Origin of the sequence: Diaminobutyricimonas aerilata (assembly GCF_002797715.1) — a bacterium.
GTDB lineage: Bacteria > Actinomycetota > Actinomycetes > Actinomycetales > Microbacteriaceae > Diaminobutyricimonas > Diaminobutyricimonas aerilata.
Genome location: NZ_PGFF01000001.1, coordinates 1,521,301 through 1,539,974, shown reverse-complemented (window position 1 = coordinate 1,539,974; position 18,674 = coordinate 1,521,301). Strand labels below are relative to the sequence as shown.

At 70.6% G+C, this 18,674-nt stretch carries 15 protein-coding genes; 11 read left to right on the top strand and 4 right to left on the bottom strand.

Going from position 1 to position 18,674, the window contains the following annotated elements:
- Nucleotides 1-62 precede the first annotated feature (62 nt).
- The 6 genes from CLV46_RS07370 to CLV46_RS07345 all read left to right on the top strand — a co-directional run bounded on the left by CLV46_RS07370 (nucleotide 63) and on the right by CLV46_RS07345 (nucleotide 8,139).
- Nucleotides 63-1,292: an ROK family transcriptional regulator gene (locus tag CLV46_RS07370; RefSeq protein ID WP_100364176.1), complete on the top strand. Its 1,230-nt coding sequence runs from the start codon at nucleotides 63-65 to the stop codon at nucleotides 1,290-1,292.
- Nucleotides 1,293-1,414: 122 nt separating this feature from the next.
- Nucleotides 1,415-2,755, top strand: coding sequence for an extracellular solute-binding protein (locus tag CLV46_RS07365; RefSeq protein ID WP_100364175.1), 1,341 nt, complete (start codon nucleotides 1,415-1,417; stop codon nucleotides 2,753-2,755).
- Nucleotides 2,756-2,759: 4 nt separating this feature from the next.
- Nucleotides 2,760-3,695, top strand: a complete 936-nt coding sequence (locus CLV46_RS07360) for a carbohydrate ABC transporter permease (RefSeq protein ID WP_100364174.1) — start codon at nucleotides 2,760-2,762, stop codon at nucleotides 3,693-3,695.
- A gap of 1 nt (nucleotide 3,696) precedes the next feature.
- A complete protein-coding gene (locus CLV46_RS07355; protein WP_100364173.1) occupies nucleotides 3,697-4,536 on the top strand; it encodes a carbohydrate ABC transporter permease in 840 nt (279 codons plus the stop codon).
- A gap of 16 nt (nucleotides 4,537-4,552) precedes the next feature.
- Entirely contained in the window at nucleotides 4,553-7,555 is a 3,003-nt protein-coding gene (locus tag CLV46_RS07350) for an alpha-mannosidase (RefSeq protein WP_100364172.1), read from the top strand.
- A 95-nt stretch (nucleotides 7,556-7,650) separates the two neighbouring features.
- The gene (locus CLV46_RS07345; RefSeq protein WP_100364171.1) at nucleotides 7,651-8,139 is read left to right on the top strand and encodes a Dps family protein; all 489 of its coding nucleotides are present in this window, start codon (nucleotides 7,651-7,653) and stop codon (nucleotides 8,137-8,139) included.
- A 314-nt stretch (nucleotides 8,140-8,453) separates the two neighbouring features.
- On the opposite strand, the gene CLV46_RS07340 is transcribed toward CLV46_RS07345, so the two are convergent.
- Genes CLV46_RS07340 through CLV46_RS07325 form a run of 4 tightly spaced genes read right to left on the bottom strand, consistent with a single transcriptional unit; the run spans nucleotide 8,454 to nucleotide 11,948 of the window.
- Nucleotides 8,454-9,863, bottom strand: coding sequence for an amidohydrolase (locus CLV46_RS07340; protein ID WP_100364170.1), 1,410 nt, complete (start codon nucleotides 9,861-9,863; stop codon nucleotides 8,454-8,456).
- Nucleotides 9,850-10,479 carry an FMN-binding negative transcriptional regulator gene (locus tag CLV46_RS07335; RefSeq protein ID WP_100364169.1) on the bottom strand — a complete coding sequence of 210 codons (630 nt, stop codon included), beginning with the start codon at nucleotides 10,477-10,479 and terminating at the stop codon, nucleotides 9,850-9,852. The genes CLV46_RS07340 and CLV46_RS07335 overlap by 14 nt, the downstream gene beginning before the upstream one ends.
- Nucleotides 10,476-11,459, bottom strand: a complete 984-nt coding sequence (locus CLV46_RS07330; RefSeq protein WP_100364168.1) for an Fpg/Nei family DNA glycosylase — start codon at nucleotides 11,457-11,459, stop codon at nucleotides 10,476-10,478. Before CLV46_RS07330 ends, CLV46_RS07335 begins: the two co-directional genes overlap by 4 nt.
- 3 nt (nucleotides 11,460-11,462) lie before the next feature.
- On the bottom strand, nucleotides 11,463-11,948 hold the full coding sequence (locus CLV46_RS07325; RefSeq protein ID WP_100364167.1) for a ribose-5-phosphate isomerase: 486 nt from the start codon (nucleotides 11,946-11,948) through the stop codon (nucleotides 11,463-11,465).
- A gap of 123 nt (nucleotides 11,949-12,071) precedes the next feature.
- Here CLV46_RS07325 and CLV46_RS07320 point away from each other — a divergent pair, with 123 nt between their 5' ends.
- The 5 genes from CLV46_RS07320 to CLV46_RS07300 all read left to right on the top strand — a co-directional run bounded on the left by CLV46_RS07320 (nucleotide 12,072) and on the right by CLV46_RS07300 (nucleotide 18,638).
- The gene (locus CLV46_RS07320) at nucleotides 12,072-12,767 is read left to right on the top strand and encodes a hypothetical protein (protein ID WP_100364166.1); all 696 of its coding nucleotides are present in this window, start codon (nucleotides 12,072-12,074) and stop codon (nucleotides 12,765-12,767) included.
- Nucleotides 12,768-12,835: 68 nt separating this feature from the next.
- On the top strand, nucleotides 12,836-15,382 hold the full coding sequence (pepN, locus tag CLV46_RS07315; protein ID WP_100364165.1) for an aminopeptidase N: 2,547 nt from the start codon (nucleotides 12,836-12,838) through the stop codon (nucleotides 15,380-15,382).
- 70 nt (nucleotides 15,383-15,452) lie between these two features.
- On the top strand, nucleotides 15,453-16,496 hold the full coding sequence (locus tag CLV46_RS07310) for a mechanosensitive ion channel family protein (RefSeq protein WP_245866628.1): 1,044 nt from the start codon (nucleotides 15,453-15,455) through the stop codon (nucleotides 16,494-16,496).
- Complete coding sequence (locus CLV46_RS07305) at nucleotides 16,493-16,912, top strand: globin (protein WP_245866627.1); 420 nt, start codon at nucleotides 16,493-16,495, stop codon at nucleotides 16,910-16,912. The genes CLV46_RS07310 and CLV46_RS07305 overlap by 4 nt, the downstream gene beginning before the upstream one ends.
- Nucleotides 16,913-16,946: 34 nt before the next feature.
- On the top strand, nucleotides 16,947-18,638 hold the full coding sequence (locus tag CLV46_RS07300) for an FAD-binding dehydrogenase (protein ID WP_245866624.1): 1,692 nt from the start codon (nucleotides 16,947-16,949) through the stop codon (nucleotides 18,636-18,638).
- Nucleotides 18,639-18,674: the final 36 nt, after the last annotated feature.

The following is an 18,674-nucleotide window of genomic DNA, read 5'->3' as shown; positions in this document are numbered from 1 at the left end:
CCCCGCTCCGGCCGGCGGGGCCGCCTGTGCATACTGGTTCCCACCACGGTGGAAGGAGTCGGATGCGTCGCGGCACCAATCTGCCCGCCGTCGGCGAGTTCAACCAGGCCGTCATCCTCGACCGGGTGCGCCGCTCACGAGACGGGCTGAGCCGGGTCGAGCTCGCCGAGCTCACCGGGCTGAGCGCGCAGACCGTCACGAACGTGAGCCGCCGACTGATCGAGACCGGACTCGTGCGCGAAGCGGGCAAACGCATCAATGGTCCCGGCAAGCCGCGCACCATCCTGCAGCTCGAGCCGGAGTCGCGGTACGCGATCGGAGTGCACCTCGATCCCGCCGTCATCACCTACGTCGTGCTCGACCTCGAGGGCACCGTCGTCGCGCAGTCGCGCGCCCGCACGCCGTCCGCGGCGCGCCCGCCGCGCCTCGTCGAATCGATGGCGCAGGCGATCTCGTCGCTCATCGCCGCCTCGGGGGTGCGCACCGAGCAGATCCTCGGACTCGGCATCGCCGCCCCGGGCCCGATCGATGACGCTCTCGGCGTCGTGGTCGATCCGCCGCTGCTCGAGGGGTGGCACCGCGTGCCGTTGCGCGACAGCCTGCTCGAGGCGCTCGGACTGCCCGTGCTGCTGGAGAAGGACGTCACCGCCGCCGTCGCCGCCGAACTCTGGATGCACGACGAGGCGGGCAGCGACGACGTCGGTTTCTTCTACTACGGCACGGGCGTCGGGTTCGGCATCGCGGTGGACCATGCGCCCGTGCGCGGATCGAGCGGCAACGCGGGCGACGCCGGCCACATCATCGTGAGCGACGAGGGCGAGGTGTGCCGGTGCGGCCAGCGCGGGTGCCTCGGTGATCTGACGCTGCCGCGCACGGTCGTGCAGGACGCCATCGCGCGCGGGGTGATCGCGGAGCCCCCGCGCGCGCTCACCCTCCCCGTGATCGACGAGCTGTTCGGCAAGGTCACCGCGGCCGCCGCCGCCGGGGAGCCGGAGGCCGTGGCGCTCATCGACGAGCTCTGCCGGCGGTTCGCCCGCGGCATCGTGACGATCGTCAACCTCCTCGACCTGCAGCGGGTCGTGTTCGGGGGCCCGTTCTGGGACCGCCTCGCGGGTGTGGCGCTCGAGCGCGTCGCCCGGCACGTCGCCGACTCCTCGGCGCTCATCCGGCTCGCCCCGATCAGCATCACCTCGTCCGCGGTCGGAGCCGACGTCGCCGCGATCGGCGCCGCATGCCTCGTGCTCGACAACACGTTCTCGCCTCGGCCGTCGACCCTGCTCATCGGGCGCTGAGCGCACCTCTGCGCTGTCCCGCATCCGAGGGCCCGAAAGCCTTGACAGCAATTTATCCATACGTTTGAGTAATGCCATCACCCGTGCCCACCCACGGGAACCGTCCGAGCAAAGGAGCTTCGATGAGAAGGATGACGTTCGCCGCGGTCGCGGCGGTCGCGGGTCTGACCCTCGCAGGATGCGCGGGTCCAGGGGACGACCCGAACACGATCAAGGTGGCCTACCAGAAGTTCGGCAACTTCGTGCAGCTCGACGAGCACATGAAGCAGGTCAAGGAGGACTTCGAGGCCGAGAACGAAGGGGTCACCGTCGAGCTGGTGCCGATCGAGGCGCAGCAGAACGACTACTTCACCAAGCTGGCGCTCATGAACCGGTCGGACGCGACCGCCCCCGACGTCATGTACGAGGACACGTTCATGATCAAGTCGGACGTCGACGCCGGCTATCTCGCTCCACTCGACGAGTACCTCGCCGACTGGGAGGACTGGGATCAGTTCTTCGACAACGCCAAGCAGGCGGGCGAAGGCGACGACGGCAAGATCTACGGCGTCTCGATGGGCACCGACACCCGTGCCCTCTGGTACAACGAGAAGCTCTTCGAGCAGGCCGGGATCCCCGTGCCGTGGGAGCCGAAGACCTGGGACGACGTGCTGAGCGCGGCGGAGACCATCAAGTCGAAGCTGCCCGAGGTGGTCCCCTTCAACATCTACTCCGGCAAACCGCAGGGCGAGGCCGCCGCGATGCAGGGCTTCGAGATGCTGCTCTACGGCACCGAGGACACCCTCTACGACGAGGACGAGCAGAAGTGGGTCGTCGGCTCGCAGGGCTTCATCGACAGCCTGCAGTTCATCGCCGACGTCTATCAGGGAGGCCTCGGACCGACCCCGCAGCAGGCGCTCGACAAGAACATCGGCACGAAGGTCGTCGGAGAGTGGCTGCCGAACGACCAGCTCGCCATCAACCTCGACGGCTCGTGGACGAGCGGCACGTGGCTCGAGAGCGGCAACGTGCCGTGGCCCGAATGGGATGACGTGATGGGCACCGCGCCGATGCCGACGCAGAACGGCCAGGAGCCCGGCGCCGTCAGCATGTCCGGCGGCTGGACGCTCGCGATGGGCGAGAAGTCGAAGAACAAGGACCTCGCGTGGGAGTTCATGGCGATGGCCCTCAACAAGGAGAACTCGCAGGCGTACGACATCGCGGCGAGCCAGATCGCGGTGCGCACCGACGTGTCGGAAGACCCGGCCTACGTCGAGGCGAACCCCTCGTTCGAGTTCTTCTCCTCGATCGTCGAGTACACCCACTTCCGTCCGGCGACCTCCGACTACTCGAAGATCTCGAACGAGATCACGGTCGCCATGGAGGCGGTGATGACCGGTCAGCAGACACCCGAGGAGGCCGCAGCCGAGTACGACGAAGCCGTGATCGGCATCGTCGGCGAGGACAACACGACCAAGGGCTGAACGGATGACCGTCACGCAGACGCCACCGACGTCGGCCCGGCCGGGCGCGGGGAGGACTCCCCGCGCCCGGCGCGGCGGCCGCGAGTTCGCGCGCGGGATCCCGCTGCTGCCGGCCGTCGTGCTCCTCGCGATCTTCCTCGCCGGCCCCGTCATCACGAGCTTCTACGGCTCGCTCACGAACAGCTCGCTGACCGGCGCTGCCGCGCAGGGTTCCGAGTTCGTGGGCCTGCAGAACTACATCGACCTCTTCCAGGACGAGGACTTCCCGAAGTCCGTCGTGCTGACCCTCGTGTTCCTCATCGCCTCGGCGATCATCGGTCAGAACGTGCTCGGACTCGGGCTCGCCATCCTCATGCGCAGCGCGAATCGCTTCGTGCGCACGACCGTGGGCACGGTCGTCGTCGTGGCGTGGGTGCTGCCCGAGATCGTCGCGTCGTTCGCGGCGTACGCGTTCTTCGCCGACGAGGGCACGCTCAACACGCTGCTCGGCATGGTCGGCGGCACGGGGGCGAACTGGCTCTACGAGTACCCGATGCTCTCGGTCATCCTCGCCAACATCTGGCGCGGCGCCGCATTCTCGATGCTCGTGTACTCCGCGGCGCTCAACGACGTGCCGCCGGAGATCACCGAGTCCGCCGAGGTCGACGGGGCGCGGGGGTGGCAACGGCTGGTGTTCATCACGCTGCCGATGATCCGCCGCAGCATCTCGACGAACCTCATGCTCACCACGCTGCAGACCCTGTCGGTGTTCACGCTCATCTTCGTGATGACCGGCGGCGGTCCCGGCACCGACAGCTCCACCCTGCCGCTGCTGGCCTACCAGGAGGCGTTCCGGTTCTCGGAACTCGGCTTCGGCACGGCCATCGCGACCATCATGCTGCTCGTCGGCGCGATCTTCTCGATCGCGTACATCCGGGCACTCAAGCCGGAGGTGGACTGAGTTGACCGCCCTCTCCTCCCCCAGCCGCCGGTCGCTGAGGGTCGTCTCGAACGGCGTGCTCGTGCTCGTCACGATCGCGTTCCTGCTGCCGCTCGCCTGGCTGCTGCTCGCCTCGGTCGATCCGACCGCGACGCTCTCGGTCGACCTGCCCGAGCGGGTGACCTTCGACAACTTCGCCGCGGTGCTCACGCCGGAGATCTCGTTCGTGCCGCTGCTGAACAGCCTGATCCTGTCGGGCGGATGCGCGGTCGTGACCGTCGTCGTGTCCATCCTCGCCGCCTACCCGCTCTCGCGGTACCGGCTGCGGATCAACAAGCCGTTCCTCTACGGCATCCTGTTCGGCACCTGCCTGCCGATCACGGCGATGATGGTGCCGGTCTACAGCCTGTTCGTGAGCCTCAACCTCATCGACTCGGTTCCCGGCGTCATCCTGTTCCTCGCGGCGAGCAGCCTGCCGATGGCGATCTGGATGGCGAAGAACTTCATGGATTCGGTGCCGGTGAGCCTCGAAGAGGCGGCCTGGGTCGACGGCGCCTCGATGTGGCAGACCCTCATCCGCATCGTCGTGCCGCTCATGCGGCCCGGCATCGGCGTGGTGTTCATCTTCGTGTTCATCCAGGCGTGGGGGAATTTCTTCGTGCCGTTCCTGCTGCTGCTGAGCCCGGATGCCCAACCCGCCGCCGTGAGCATCTACTCGTTCTTCGGGCAGTACGGCGAGGTGGCCTACGGGCAGCTCGCCGCGTTCTCGCTGCTCTACTCCATTCCCGTGATCGCGTTGTACGCCGTCGTCTCCCGAACGCTCGGGGGCTCGTTCGCGCTGGCCGGCGCGGTCAAGGGCTGACCCTCGAAAGGACCCCATGCACGACAACTCCCGCCTCGTCGAGGCCCGCATCCAGCGCTTCTACCGCGAGCGCGTCGTCGGAGCCGCTCACGCCCGTCACGTGCCGCTCGCGATCGCCGCGTACACGGTGCCGGGCGAGCCGGTGCCGTTCGCCGAGGCGGTGACCCAGCAGTTCGAGCCGTTCGAGCCCGGCACGCTGTGGGGCCGCCCGTGGGGCACGACGTGGTTCCGGGTGTCCGGCACCATCCCGGAGGACTGGTCCAAGCACGACGGCGCGATCGAGCTCTCGGTCGACCTCGGCTTCACGGGGGCGGGACCGGGGTTCCAGGCCGAGGGACTCGTGCACACGACCGAGGGCCGCATCCTGAAGGCGCTCGAGCCGCTCAACGGGCACGTCCGCCTCGACGGCAAGCCCGGCGACGACGTGGAACTGCTCATCGAGGCGGCGTCGAACCCGAACATCGGCGGTGAGTGGAGCTTTCAGCCGACACCGCTCGGCGACCTCGAGACCGCCGGCGACGAGCCGCTCTACCGGTTCGGTCACGCCCGTATCGTGCAGGTGCACAGCGACGCGTGGGAGCTCGAGCGCGACATGTGGACGCTCCTCGGCCTGCTCGGCACCCTGCCCGCCGAGAGCGCACGGCGGGCGACGATCCTCCGCACCCTCGAGCGCGCCGTCGATGTGCTCGATCCGCACGACGTGCGCGGCACCGCCGCGGCCGGCCGGGAGGTGCTCGGTGACGCCCTCGACCGGCCGGCCGTCCCGACCGCGCACCGCGTGGTCGCCGTCGGTCATGCCCACATCGACTCCGCGTGGCTGTGGCCCGTGCGCGAGACGATCCGCAAGTGCGCGCGCACGTTCTCGAACGTGCTCGACCTCATGGACGAGGACCCGGACTTCGTGTTCGCCTGCTCGTCGGCGCAGCAGTACGAGTGGATGCGCCTGTACTACCCGGAGCTGTTCGAGCGGATCCGGGAGCGGGTCGCCGAGGGACGCTTCGTGCCCGTCGGCGGCATGTGGGTCGAATCCGACACCAACCTGCCGGGCGGTGAGGCGATGGCGCGCCAGTTCGTGCACGGCAAGGGCTTCTTCCTGCGGGAGTTCGGCGTCGAGCCGCGCGAGGTGTGGCTGCCGGACTCGTTCGGCTACTCCGCGGCGATGCCGCAGATCGTGAAGGCGGCAGGGAGCGAGTTCTTCCTCACGCAGAAGGCGTCGTGGAACGAGACCAACGTCATGCCGCACCACTCCTTCCTGTGGGAGGGCATCGACGGGTCGCGGGTGTTCACGCACTTCCCGCCGGTGGACACGTACAACTCCGATCTCTCCGCGGTCGACCTCGACCGGGCGGAACGGCAGTACGCCGAGAAGGGGGTCTCCGACCTCTCGCTCGTGCCCTTCGGCTACGGCGACGGAGGCGGCGGTCCCACCCGCGAGATGCTCGCGACCGCCCACCGGAAGGAGGACCTCGAGGGGTCGCCACGCGTGCGGCTCGACACCCCGACCGCGTTCTTCGAGGAGGCGCGCGACACCCTGCCGAACCCGCCCGTGTGGTCGGGCGAGATCTACCTCGAGTTCCACCGCGGAACGTACACGTCGCAGGCCCGCACGAAGCGGGGCAACCGCCGCAGCGAGCACCTGCTGCGCGAGGCGGAACTGTGGGCGGCGACGGCCGCCGTGCGCACCGGCGCGGAGTATCCGGCCGACGCCCTCCGCTCGGTATGGGAGACCGTGCTGCTGCAGCAGTTCCACGACATCCTGCCGGGTTCCTCCATCGCGTGGGTGCACCAGCAGGCCGAACGCGAGTACGCGCGCGTCGCGATCGAGCTCGAGCAGCTCATCGCGAGCTCGATCGGCGCGCTCGCCGGGGAGGGTGACACGGAACTCGTGTTCAACGCGAGCCCGTTCCCGGTGCACGGCGCCCCGGCGCTCGGCGCCGCCCCGTCCACCGACGGACGCGGTGTGCGTGTCTCCGCGGACGGCGACCGGTTCGTGTTCGAGGGCTCGCGCGTCCGCGCCGAGTTCGATGCGGCGGGCCTGCTCGTCTCCCTCGTCGACCTCGTGAGCGGCCGTGAGAGCGTCGCCCCGGGCGAGCCGGGCAACCTGCTGCAGCTCTTCCGCGACACCCCGAACCAGTGGGACGCGTGGGACATCGACGCGGCGTACTCGCGCGTCGGCACCGACCTCGTCGAGGTGGAACGGATCGGCGTCGTGTCGACCTCGGCCGGGGAGGCGCTCGAGATCGTGCGCACCTTCGGCGGGTCGCGCGTGCGGCAGGTCGTGACCCTCGACGACGAGAGCGGCGCGCTGCTGTTCGAGTCGACCGTCGACTGGCACGAGCGGCAGAAGCTGCTCAAGCTCGCGTTCGGCTTCGACGTGCACGCGGACCGCGCGTCGTACGAGGTGCAGTTCGGTCACGTGCACCGGGCGACCCACGCCAACACGTCGTGGGATGTGGCGCGGTTCGAGACTTCCGCGCACCGCTGGGTGCACGTCGGCGAACCGGGATTCGGGGTCGCCGTGGCGAACGACTCGACCTACGGACACGACATCACGCGGCACACCCGCGAGGGCGGCGGCACGACGACCGTCGTGCGCGAGTCGCTGCTGCGCGCCCCGCTGTTCCCGGATCCCGGAGCGGATCAGGGCGAACACGTGCTCCGCACCGCGGTGCGGATCGGGGTCGATGCGCTCGGCGCCGCCGAGCAGGGCTACCGGCTCAACCTCCCGGTGCGTGCGGTGCGCGGGTCGGCACCGGTCGAGCCGCTCGTCACCGTCGACGACCCGGCGGTCGTCGTCGAGGCGGTCAAGCTCGCCGAGGACGGCTCGGGCGACGTGGTCGTGCGCCTCTACGAGGCCACCGGCGGCCGGTCGACGGCGCGTCTGACGCCGGGGTTCCCGGCCGGCGCCGCGGTGCGCACCGACCTGCTGGAGCGACCGCTCGCGACGCAGCCGGAGGACCCGACGCTCCTGCGGCTGCGGCCGTTCGAGATCGTGACGGTGCGCATCCCGCGGGCGTGAAGTGAGGGTTAGTGCAGCCTCAGCTTGCTTGCGGAAATCTCCCAGCGGCGTAATTTCGGAAGCGTAACCGGCACTCCGCGAGGAAGGAACACCGCATGAGCACCGTGCAGACGGTCCCCCAGAGCTCCATCGATCCTGACGTCACGTCGGGCGTCGCCCAGTTCCTCGGCCCGGTGGTCGTGGACCTGACGGCCCTCGCCGTCGACGGCAAGCAGGCGCACTGGCACGTGCGCGGCGCGAACTTCCAGGCGGTGCACCTGCTGCTGGACGAGATCGTCGACCACGCCCGCGAGTACGCCGACACGGCCGCCGAGCGCGTGGTCGCCCTCGGGCTGCCCGTCGACGCCCGCGTGCAGACGGTCGGCGCGAAGACCTCGACGCCCGTCATGACGCCGGGCTTCCAGCGCGCCGAGCAGGCCATCGCGGAGGTCATCGCCTCAATCGACGCCGCCCTCGGCTCGCTGCGCACGGCCATCGACGAGCTCGCCGAGCTGGATCCGGTGAGCCAGGACGTCGCGATCGAGATCGCCCGCGCGCTCGAGAAGGACCGCTGGTTCCTCTTCGCGCACATCAGCGCCAGCTGAGCTCCGCACTCACGGACGGCCGCCCCTCGGGGCGGCCGTTCGTCGTTCCAGGACCCCGCGGCCGGCGGTCGAACGGCACTGAGCGCGGACGATCCGGTCGACACCCCGCGCTCGCCCCTCCCCGGGCGGCGTGCCGCGACACCATTCCGCTGTCGGTGCCGCCGACGAGCACGTCGGTGACCGTTCTCGGGCTCCGCGACGGGCCGACGTGGACCCCCGACCGGCACGCGCACGACCACGCTCGCTGAGCCTGCCGAAGCGGGTAGTGCGGACGGTTCCCTTCGACAGGCTCAGGGAACGGACCGGTGCCGCCGTCAGAGGGCGTCGTGGGTGACGCGACCCGCGAGCACCGTGAGGGCGACCGGCATCGTCCGCAGCTCTTCGGGCGACGCCGCCCACGGGTCCCGCTCGACGACGCACACGTCGGCCGGCTGGCCCACCTCGACGCGGGTGCGCGCACTCGCAGCGAGCGCGTCGGAGACGCCGATCGTCTGCTCCGGATGCCACGGAGCCCGGTCCCCGCGGGTGCGGCCGACCGCCGCGGCGATCGTCACCCAGGGGTCGAGCGGCGCGACCGGAGCGTCGGAGCCGAAGCGCAGCTCGACACCGGATTCGAGCAGGCTGCGCAACGGGAAGGCGCGGTCGGTGCGTCCGGCCCAGTGCCTCTCGGCGACGTCGCGGTCGTCCATGGCGTGCTCGGGCTGCACGCTCGCGACGACGCCGAGTTCGCGGAACCGCGACAGGTCCTCCCAGCGCAGCAACTGCGCGTGCTCGATGCGGCCCGGGCATCCGACGGTCTGGAACGCGTCGAGCGCGAGCCGGTTCGCCTCGTCACCGATCGCGTGCACCGCGGGCGTCATGCCCATCTCGTGTGCCGCGCGCAGCCAGCGCTCGAGCTCGTCGGGCGGCACCGTGAGCAGACCGTAGGGATGCTCGGTCTCTCCCGGATAGGGGTGCACGCAGTAGGCGGTGCGGGTGTTGAGCGACCCGTCGGTGATGATCTTCGCCGGACCCACGGTGATCAGTTCGTCGAGCGGGAGACCGGTGCGCAGCCCCCGGTCGCCGGCGAGCTGCAGGTGCGGCGGATACACGCCGACGTCGACGCGCAGCGCCGCGAAGCCGGCGTCACGTCGGCGCAGCCACACGTCGATGTTCCACGCCATCTCGAGGTCGACGACGCCGACGACCCCGCGGGCGGCCGCGGCCGCCGCCGCATCGGCGACCCACGCGTCGGACTCCTCGACAGGCACCTCGTCGAGCCGCCGGACGACGGAGAAGCAGTCCTCCTCGCGCAGCAGGCCGTCGGAGCCGGTGTGTCCGAAGCGCGCGAGGGCGCGGCTGTTCAGCCAGCAGCTGTGCAGGTCGGCGCTCACGAGCACGACGTCCCGGTCGGCAACGACCGCGTCGAGCACCGCGGCGGTCGGGCGGTCCGGCCACAAGGCGTCGCGGAAGTCGCGACCGACGACCGTCCCGGCCGAGGTCGCCGCGGCGTCGGCGACGAGCCGCGCCGCGTCCGCTGCGGACGCGGCCGCCGAGAGGTCGATCCGACGCCGGCTCGCCGCCCACTGGGTGAGGTGCACGTGCTCGTCCCACAGCCCGGGCAGCAGCCACCGCCCGCCGAGCGGCACACCGCCGCCGCCGAGGTCGCCGATCTCTCGGATGACGCCGCCTTCGATGCGCACGTCGACGACGCAGTCGCCGAGGCGCGCCTCAGAGAGCAGCATGGGGGTCCCCGTGCACGCGACGCATCTCGCGGGCGAGCGCCGGATCGGCGTAGGGGCCGTCGCCCTCGAGCGCGCCGATGATGCGCGCGGCCACCTTCGGCGGCTTGTTCTGGCTCAGCTTGAGCCGCGCGTCGATGCGCGTGATCGGGATGCGCAGGCCGACGGTGCCGCGCGCGATGCGGGCGGCGTAGTCGGCGTCGATCGCGAGACTGCGCGGCTCCGGCATCCGCTGTTCGAACCGGTCGACGAGTTCGCCGAGCACGCGGAGGTTCTCCTCGTCGGAGAGGATCTCGGGTGTGCCGTAGAGGTGCGCCGTGACGTGGTTCCAGGTGGGGATGAACTCCTCGGTGCCGTACCAGCCGGGCGAGATGTAGCCGTGGGCCCCCTGCACGATCACGAGCACCTCGTGGCGGCCGAGCTCGTGGAGCGTCTCGTCGGGGCGTCCGACGTGCGTGAGCAGGGTGAGGCCGTCCGCCTCGTCGTCGATGAAGAACGGGTAGTGCGACGCGACGAGTCCGGATTCCGGCGCCGAGACGATGGTCGCCCACGGGTTCTCGGTGACCAGCCGTCGTACTTCGCGTTCGTCCTCGAGCAGGAACGCGGGCGTGCGCCTCATGCCTGGTCCTTCGGGCACCAGTACAGCTTGCGGCCGGCGGCGATCTCCATCACGATCGGCGTCCCGCACACCCGGCAGGGCTCACCGGTGCGGTGGTACACCCAGTGCCGGTCGTCGCGGCTCGCGAGCGCCCGCGCGTACGCCTCCGGATCGAGGTCCTCTATCGTCATCATCTGCCCCGTGTCGACCCCGACGCGCAGCAGGTGCACCCAGTCGCGCCAGAGCCCGCGGGCCTGCTCGTCCGTGAGGTTGCGGCCCGGGGTGTGCGGGTTGAGCCGCGCACGGAACAGCAGTTCGGCGCGGTAGACGTTGCCGATGCCGCTCACGACCGACTGGTCCATCAGCAGCAGCCCGATGGGCGTCGGCTTGCGACGCACGGTCGCGACGAATCGCGCTTCGCCCTCGTCGAGGTCGTCGACGAGCGGATCGGGGCCGAGTTTCGCGATGACGGCTGCGACCTCGAGGGGTTCGAGCACGTCGCACGCGGTCGGTCCGCGCAGGTCGGCGACGACCGTCTCGGTGAGCAGGCGCACGCGCACCTGCCCGATCGGATCCGGGGGGAACACGTCCGGCACGGCGGCACCGTCGTCGCGCAGGCTCTCCTGCTCGGCCATCCGCAACCGCGTGCGCCGCGGCGCACCGATGCTCGACAGCGAGTCCTCGAAGGCGCCCACGACCGTGCCGCGCTGGTTGGTCTGCCCCATCCGCCCGTTCGCCGAGGCGGCCGTCGCGTCGAGGGCGACCTCTCCGGCGAAGTCCCACGCGCCGTACATGCCGAGGTGCACGCGCAGGAAGTCGCCCGTGTCGAATTCGAGGAACATCTGCTTGCCGACGGCGCGCGAGTCGATCATGGTGCGCCGGTCGATCCGGGCCGCGCCCGCCGCGAACCGTCCCTGCGGCGACGACGCCGCGACCTCGTGCCCGACGAAGTGCCGGGCGAACTGGCGGGCGATGCGGTGGACGGAATGACCCTCGGGCATGGGTCAGTCGATCTCGCGGCCCGCGATCGCGCCGGTCGTCTCGTACTCGGCGAGCTGGGCGATGCGGCGCGCATGCCGCTCCTCGCCGGGGAAGGGCGTGGCGATGAAGGTGTCGATGAAGAGCACGGCTTCGTCGATCGAGTGCTGGCGTGCGCCGATGGCGATGACGTTCGCGTCGTTGTGCTCGCGGGCGAGCTTCGCGGTGGCGAGGTTCCAGACGAGTGCCGCACGCGCACCGCGCACCTTGTTGGCGGCCATCTGCTCGCCGTTGCCCGATCCGCCGAAGACGATTCCGAGCGCCTGCACGCCCGCCTCCTGGTCGGCGACGACGGCGCGCGCCGCGTTGATGCAGAAGCTCGGGTAGTCGTCGAGCGGGTCGTAGCTCTGCGGTCCGTGGTCGACCACCTCATGCCCCTCGCGGGTCAGGTGCTCCTGCAGATCGCTGCTGAACTCGAGACCCGCGTGATCGGTGGCGATGTGGATGCGCATGCCAGCAGTCTAGGGACGTCCGCTACCTGAATACGCGCTGCGATCCGCCCTCGGGCCCTGGTGCGACGCGGGCGACCGGAGAAGAATCGTGTCCCGGTTCCGGCGCTCGAGGAAGGCGTCCCCATGGCTCACATCGCACCCGACGGAATGCCCGTTCTGAGCGCAGGGCGGCACCGCCTGCATCTCGGCGGCGCCTGCTTCATGGAGTACGCGTCGTACCTCGCCGGAGAGCGTTGGAGCGACCATCCGCGCTGCACCGACGGCACCCTCGCCCTCCTCGCCCGCGGCGTCAACGACCTCGTGCCGGACGAGGACCGCGGCGATCTCGTGCGGCTCATCCCCTCGGTGGTCGGGCTCGTCGACGACGACGGCGCCATCGCCACCGCCGTCGCGGTCACCGCCGCCGTGCATGCCCTGCCGATCGCGAACGAGACCCGCCAGCGCGCCCTCGCCGCGGGCCTACTGAGCATCGACGTCATGCTGCTCCGCCGTGAGGACGCGCAGACCGCCGAACTTCGCGACCGCATCGCCGACGCACTCGAGCTCGTTCCGCACGCGACCCGGTGGGCGCGCGACTTCCAGCGTCGGCTGGGGACGCGGCTGAGCCGGCGCGCCGAGGCGCGGCTGACCGATCAGCTCGTCGAGACGGCGCTGCTCGGCATCGCGACCGCGTGCGTGCCCGACCCGTCGCGGCGCCTGCGCGCACTGCTCGCCGAGGCGATCGACGTCGCCCTCGCGACGCGGCCGGTCACGACGCCGCCCACTCCTGCACCGGCCCAGCGGATTCCGGCCTCCGGGCCCACGGCACTCGCGCGGTAGCCCGGTTAGGGTGGTTCAGGCGCGTCCGCGCGCCGCCGCACCCCACCGAAGCCGCAGGAGACGCCGCCGTGCCAGGAGAGAACCTCACCCGCCTCGAAGCCCAGGAGCGCAAGGCGCTCATCGACGTGCGCAGCTACGACGTCGCACTCGACCTCACGACCGGCGACGAGGTGTTCCGCTCCCGCACCCGGGTCGAGTTCACGGGCTCCGAGGGCGCGTCGACGTTCATCGACGCCTTCACCCGCACCGTCCACGCCGTGACCCTCAACGGCCGCGAGCTCGACCCCGCCGAGGTGAGCGACGGCGTGCGCATCCGTCTCGACGGCCTCGCCGCCGAGAACGTGCTCGAGGTCGACGCCGACGCCGAGTACACGAACACCGGCGAGGGCCTGCACCGGTTCGTCGACCCGGTCGACGGCGAGGTGTACCTCTACACGCAGTTCGAGGTGCCCGACAGCCGCCGGGTCTTCGCCGTCTTCGAGCAGCCCGACCTCAAGGCGACCTTCACCTTCCACGTGACCGCTCCGGCGCGCTGGCGCGTCGTCAGCAACTCCCCCACCCCCGAGCCGGCGCCCGTCGAGGGCACGGATGCGGCCACCTGGCACTTCGAGCCGACCCCGGTGCTGTCGAGCTACGTGACCGCGCTCGTCGCCGGACCGTACGAGTCGGTGCACAGCGAGCTCACGAGCGCGAGCGGCCGCGTCATCCCGCTCGGCGTCTTCGCCCGCAAGTCGCTCTTCGAATACCTCGACGCGGACTACATCTTCGAGAAGACCCGCCAGGGGTTCGAGTTCTACGAGCGCATCTTCGACTACCCGTACCCGTTCGCGAAGTACGACCAGCTCTTCGTGCCCGAGTTCAACGCGGGCGCGATGGAGAACGCGGGAGCGATCACCTTCACCGAGACCTACGTCTTCCGCAGCAAGGTGACGGATGCGATCAAGGAGCGTCGTGTCGTCACGATCCTGCACGAGCTCGCGCACATGTGGTTCGGCGACCTCGTGACGATGAAGTGGTGGAACGACCTCTGGCTCAACGAGTCCTTCGCCGAGTACATCTCGACCCTCGCGACCGCCGAGGCGACCGAGTGGACCGAGGCGTGGACGACGTTCCAGGCGATGGAGAAGAGCTGGGCGTACCGGCAGGACCAGCTGCCATCGACACACCCGGTGGTCGCGACCATCAACGACCTCGAGGACGTGCAGGTCAACTTCGACGGCATCACGTACGCCAAGGGCGGCTCGGTGCTCAAGCAGCTGAGCGCGTGGGTGGGACGTGAGGCGTTCCTCTCCGGCGTCGCCGCCTACTTCGCCAAGCACGAGTTCTCGAACACCGAGCTGACGGATCTGCTCACCGAGCTCGAGACCACGAGCGGCCGCGACCTGTCGTCGTGGTCGCAGCAGTGGCTCGAGACGGCGGGGGTCAACACCCTCCGTCCCGAGATCGCGACCGACGAGAACGGCACCATCACCTCGTTCGCCGTGCTGCAGTCCGCGCACCCGGACTACCCCACCATCCGCCCGCACCGCATGGCGATCGGGTTCTACGAACTGCAGGACGACGCGCTCGTGCGCGTGAAGCGGATCGAGCTGGATGTCGACGGCGAACGCACCGAGGTGGCCGAACTCGTCGGCGAGTCGAAGCCGGCGCTCGTGCTCCTCAACGACGACGACCTCGCCTACGCGAAGATCCGTCTCGACGAGGACTCCCTCGCGGTCGCGATCGAACACCTCTCGCGGATCAGCGACCCGCTCGCGCGCTCCCTCGTGTGGGGTTCCGTGTGGGACTCGACGCGCGACGCCGAGACGGCGCCGCGCGACTACGTGCGGCTCGTCCTCGGGAACATCGCGTCCGAGACGGAGTCGACGACCATCCGCACGACCCTGACGCAGCTGACGACCGTCGCGCGGCTCTACGTCGACCCGGCGACGCGTTCGGAGACCGTGCGCGCCGTGGCCGACGGGCTCTGGGCGCTCGCCCAGTCGGCCGAGGCCGGCTCGGACGCGCAGTTCCAGTTCGTCAAGTTCTTCGCGAGCGTCGCGAGCACCGACGAGCACGCGGCCGCACTCCGCGGGCTGCGCGACGGCTCGATCACGCTGCCGGGCCTGACGGTCGACACCGACCTCGATTGGGAGCTGCTCGAGGGCCTCGTGCTCACCGGCGCCGCCGGCGCGGAGGCGATCGACGCGGCGCTCGAGGCGGACAACACCGCGAACGGCCAGCAGGCGGCGGCCCGCGCCCGCGCGACGCTGCCGACCGCGGAGGGCAAGCGCGCCGCGTTCGACTCCCTCGTCACGAGCGACGAACTGCCGAACGCGATCGTGCGCAACGTCACGATGGGCTTCCAGCACGTGAGCGACCCCGCGGTGCTCGGCGAGCTCATCGAGCCGTACTTCGCGATGCTCACCGACATCTGGAACTCGCGCTCGTACAAGATCGCCGAGTACGTCGTCGTCGGTCTCTACCCGACGCCGCTCGCCTCGCAGGAACTCGTCGACGCGACGCGCGCCTGGCTCGACGCGAACGACGAGATCCCGGCGCTGCGCCGCCTCGTGAGCGAGAACCTCGCGGGCGTCGAGCGCGCCCTCGCCGCGCAGCAGCGCGACCGCGCCTGATCGCGGCGGGTCCCCGGCGCCACGGCGTCCGGGGACCCGCCCAGCGGGTGCTGCCTACACTGGAGGGCGTATGTTCGCGACCGAAGCCCCGCCGTCCCCGAGCCCGGGCCCGCAAGACATGCTCGACGCGGTCTTCAACTGGGAGTCGCCGCTCGGCAAGTTCCTGACGGTGCTCATCATCATCGCGATCCTCGCGGTGGTGCGCATCATCCTGCACTTCGTCATCCGCGCCGTCGTCGATCGCATCGTCAACGGCTTCAAGCGCCGGCAGAACGTCGAGGACACCCAGTCGATCCTCGCCTCACCGCTCGCCGCCGCGCGCACCGTGCAGCGCACGCGCACCCTCGGCGCGGTGCTGAGCAACATCGTCACGACCGTCGTCGTCGTGATCGGCCTGCTGATGGTGCTCACGACCGTCGTGCCGAACGTGACGAGCGCGTTCGCGCTCATCACCGCCGCCCTCGGCGCGGGACTCGGCTTCGGCGCGCAGAACATCATCAAGGACGTGCTCAACGGCCTGTTCATGGTGATCGAGGACCAGCTCGGCGTCGGTGATGTGGTCGACCTCGGCCCGGCGACGGGCGTCGTGGAGACCGTCGGCATCCGCATCACCCAGGTGCGCGATGTGAACGGCACGCTGTGGTTCGTCCGCAACGGCGAGATCCTGCGCGTCGGCAACATGTCGCTCGGCTGGTCCCGCGTCATCCTCGACCTCGCGGTGCCGTACGAGGCCGATGTCGACACCGTGCAGCAGCGGATGCTCGAGACCGCGAACGAACTCGCCGCGGATCCGAAGTGGCGGGCCCGCGTCGTGGAGAAGCCGGAGATCTGGGGCATCGAGTCCATCTCGGCCGAGGCCGTCGTCGTGCGCCTCGTGGTGAAGACCCGCTCGGGAGTGAAGGACGACGTCGCCCGCGAACTGCGGGTGCGTCTCAAGCGCTCGCTCGACGAGATGGGCGTGCGACTTCCCGCCCTCAACACGATCGTGCTCTCGGGATTCGAGGGCGCCGCGTCGGTGAAGGGGGCGCGTCCCCCGCGGACCGGACCGGTCGATGTCCCGGCGGAGCCGAAGAAGCCGCGCCGCCGCCCCGCCCGCGACAAGGAGACCCCGTGAGCGACCTCACCCTGCGCGGCAGTGACGGTGCGCCCGTCGAGACGAGCTTCTGGCAGCAGGTGGGCGGCCGGCCCACCTTCGAGAGGCTCGTGCGGCGTTTCTACGAGGGGGTCCGCGGCGACGACGTTCTCTGGCCGATGTATCCGGAGGAGGACCTCGAGGGCGCGGTGCAGCGACTCACCGGCTTCCTGGAACAGTATTGGGGCGGACCGGGCACCTACAGCGAGCAGCGCGGGCACCCGCGACTGCGGATGCGGCACATGCCGTTCAAGGTGAACCCGCTCGCCCGGGACCGATGGCTGCAGCACATGCGCGTCGCGGTGGACGAGCTCGGATTGAGCCCGCTGCACCGGGAGATGCTGTGGGGCTACCTCGAACGCGCCGCGCAGGCGATGGTCAACACCTTCGAGGACTGAGCCCGGAGGTCGAAACCGCTTCGCGTTCTCCCCCATGATGGAAGCGCGGCGCCGACGCCGCGGATCGGGGTCGACGATGTACCACGCGGATGCGATCGTGGTGGGGGCCGGGCTCGCGGGGCTCGTCGCGACCGCCGAGCTGCTGAAGGCCGGCAAGAAGGTGCTCGTGGTCGAGCAGGAACCCGAATCCAACCTCGGGGGTCAGGCCTGGTGGTCGTTCGGCGGGCTCTTCCTCGTCGACACCCCGGAACAGCGCCGGATGGGGGTGCGCGACAGCCACGAACTCGCCCGGCAGGACTGGTTCGGCACCGCGGGCTTCGACCGCCCCGAGGACGACTGGCCACGAGCCTGGGCCGAGGCGTACCTGCAGTTCGCGGCCGGCGAGAAGCGCTCCTGGCTGCGCGAGCACGGGATCGGCCTGTTCCCCGTCGTGGGTTGGGCCGAGCGCGGCGGCTCGGGGGCCGTGGGGCACGGCAACTCCGTGCCGCGCTTCCACATCGTGTGGGGAACGGGGCCCGCGATCCTCGCCCCGTTCGTGCGCGCCGCCCGCGCGGCGACCGCGACCGGTCAATTGCGGCTCGCGTTCCGTCATCGCGTGGACAGCCTCATCGTCGAGAACGGCGAGGTGACGGGCATCCGGGGCACCCGACTCGCGCCCGACGACGCCCTCCGCGGTGTGTCCAGCTCACGCGAGGTCGTCGGCGACTTCGAGTTCCGTGCCGGGGCGGTGCTCGTGGCGAGCGGGGGCATCGGCGGCAACCTCGACCTCGTGCGCGCCCAATGGCCGGCACGACTCGGCGCACCACCGGAGCACATGCTCAGCGGCGTGCCCGCCCACGTCGACGGACGGATGCTCGGCATCAGCGAGCGGGCCGGCGCGCGCCTGATCAACGGCGATCGGATGTGGCACTACACCGAGGGGATCGTGAACCACTCCCCCGTCTGGCCCTCGCACGGCATCCGCATCCTGCCCGGACCGTCGAGCCTGTGGCTCGATGCCACCGGGCGTCGCCTGCCCGCGCCGCTCTTCCCCGGATTCGACACGCTCGCGACGCTCGCCCATCTGCGCACCACCGGGTACGACCACAGCTGGTTCGTGCTCACCCAGAGCGTGATCGAGAAGGAGTTCGCCCTCTCCGGCAGCGAACAGAACCCGGATCTCACCGGCAAGAGCCTGCGACAGCTGCTCAAGCGGATCGGGAAGGGCGCCCCGGGTCCGGTCGAGTCGTTCAAGGAGCGGGGCGAGGACTTCGTCGTCGCGCACACGCTCGACGAGCTGCTCGGCGGGATGCGCGCTCTCGCGCCGGGAGTTCCGCTCGACGGGACGCGGGTGCGCTCCGAGCTCGAGGCGCACGACCGCGCGCTCGACAACGCCTTCGGCAAGGACCCGCAACTGACCGCGGTGCGGTCGGCTCGCAAGTACCGCGGCGATCGGCTCATCCGGGTCGCGGCTCCGCACCGCTTCCTCGACCGCGACCACTTCCCGCTCATCGCCGTCAAGCTGCACGTGCTCACCCGCAAGAGCCTCGGCGGCATCGAGACCGATCTGCAGGGCCGCGTCCGCGGTGCGGGCGGGCGCGTCGTGCCGGGACTGTACGCCGCCGGCGAGGCGAGCGGATTCGGCGGCGGCGGTATGCACGGCTACCGGTCGCTCGAGGGCACCTTCCTCGGCGGCTGCCTCTTCTCCGGACGCGAGGCCGGGCGGGCGATGGCCGCCGCCGTCTGAGGTCGGCGGATCAGCGGGCCGCCCGTGCACCGCAGC

What these genes read in the sequence shown, in the direction of transcription:
- CLV46_RS07370 (WP_100364176.1), top strand. Translation starts at nt 63, where the DNA reads ATGCGTCGCGGCACCAATCTGCCCGCCGTCGGCGAGTTCAACCAGGCC.
- CLV46_RS07365 (WP_100364175.1), top strand. Translation starts at nt 1,415, where the DNA reads ATGAGAAGGATGACGTTCGCCGCGGTCGCGGCGGTCGCGGGTCTGACC.
- CLV46_RS07360 (WP_100364174.1), top strand. Translation starts at nt 2,760, where the DNA reads ATGACCGTCACGCAGACGCCACCGACGTCGGCCCGGCCGGGCGCGGGG.
- CLV46_RS07350 (WP_100364172.1), top strand. Translation starts at nt 4,553, where the DNA reads ATGCACGACAACTCCCGCCTCGTCGAGGCCCGCATCCAGCGCTTCTAC.
- CLV46_RS07345 (WP_100364171.1), top strand. Translation starts at nt 7,651, where the DNA reads ATGAGCACCGTGCAGACGGTCCCCCAGAGCTCCATCGATCCTGACGTC.
- CLV46_RS07340 (WP_100364170.1), bottom strand. Translation starts at nt 9,863, where the DNA reads ATGCTGCTCTCTGAGGCGCGCCTCGGCGACTGCGTCGTCGACGTGCGC.
- CLV46_RS07335 (WP_100364169.1), bottom strand. Translation starts at nt 10,479, where the DNA reads ATGAGGCGCACGCCCGCGTTCCTGCTCGAGGACGAACGCGAAGTACGA.
- CLV46_RS07330 (WP_100364168.1), bottom strand. Translation starts at nt 11,459, where the DNA reads ATGCCCGAGGGTCATTCCGTCCACCGCATCGCCCGCCAGTTCGCCCGG.
- CLV46_RS07325 (WP_100364167.1), bottom strand. Translation starts at nt 11,948, where the DNA reads ATGCGCATCCACATCGCCACCGATCACGCGGGTCTCGAGTTCAGCAGC.
- CLV46_RS07320 (WP_100364166.1), top strand. Translation starts at nt 12,072, where the DNA reads ATGGCTCACATCGCACCCGACGGAATGCCCGTTCTGAGCGCAGGGCGG.
- CLV46_RS07310 (WP_245866628.1), top strand. Translation starts at nt 15,453, where the DNA reads ATGTTCGCGACCGAAGCCCCGCCGTCCCCGAGCCCGGGCCCGCAAGAC.
- CLV46_RS07300 (WP_245866624.1), top strand. Translation starts at nt 16,947, where the DNA reads ATGATGGAAGCGCGGCGCCGACGCCGCGGATCGGGGTCGACGATGTAC.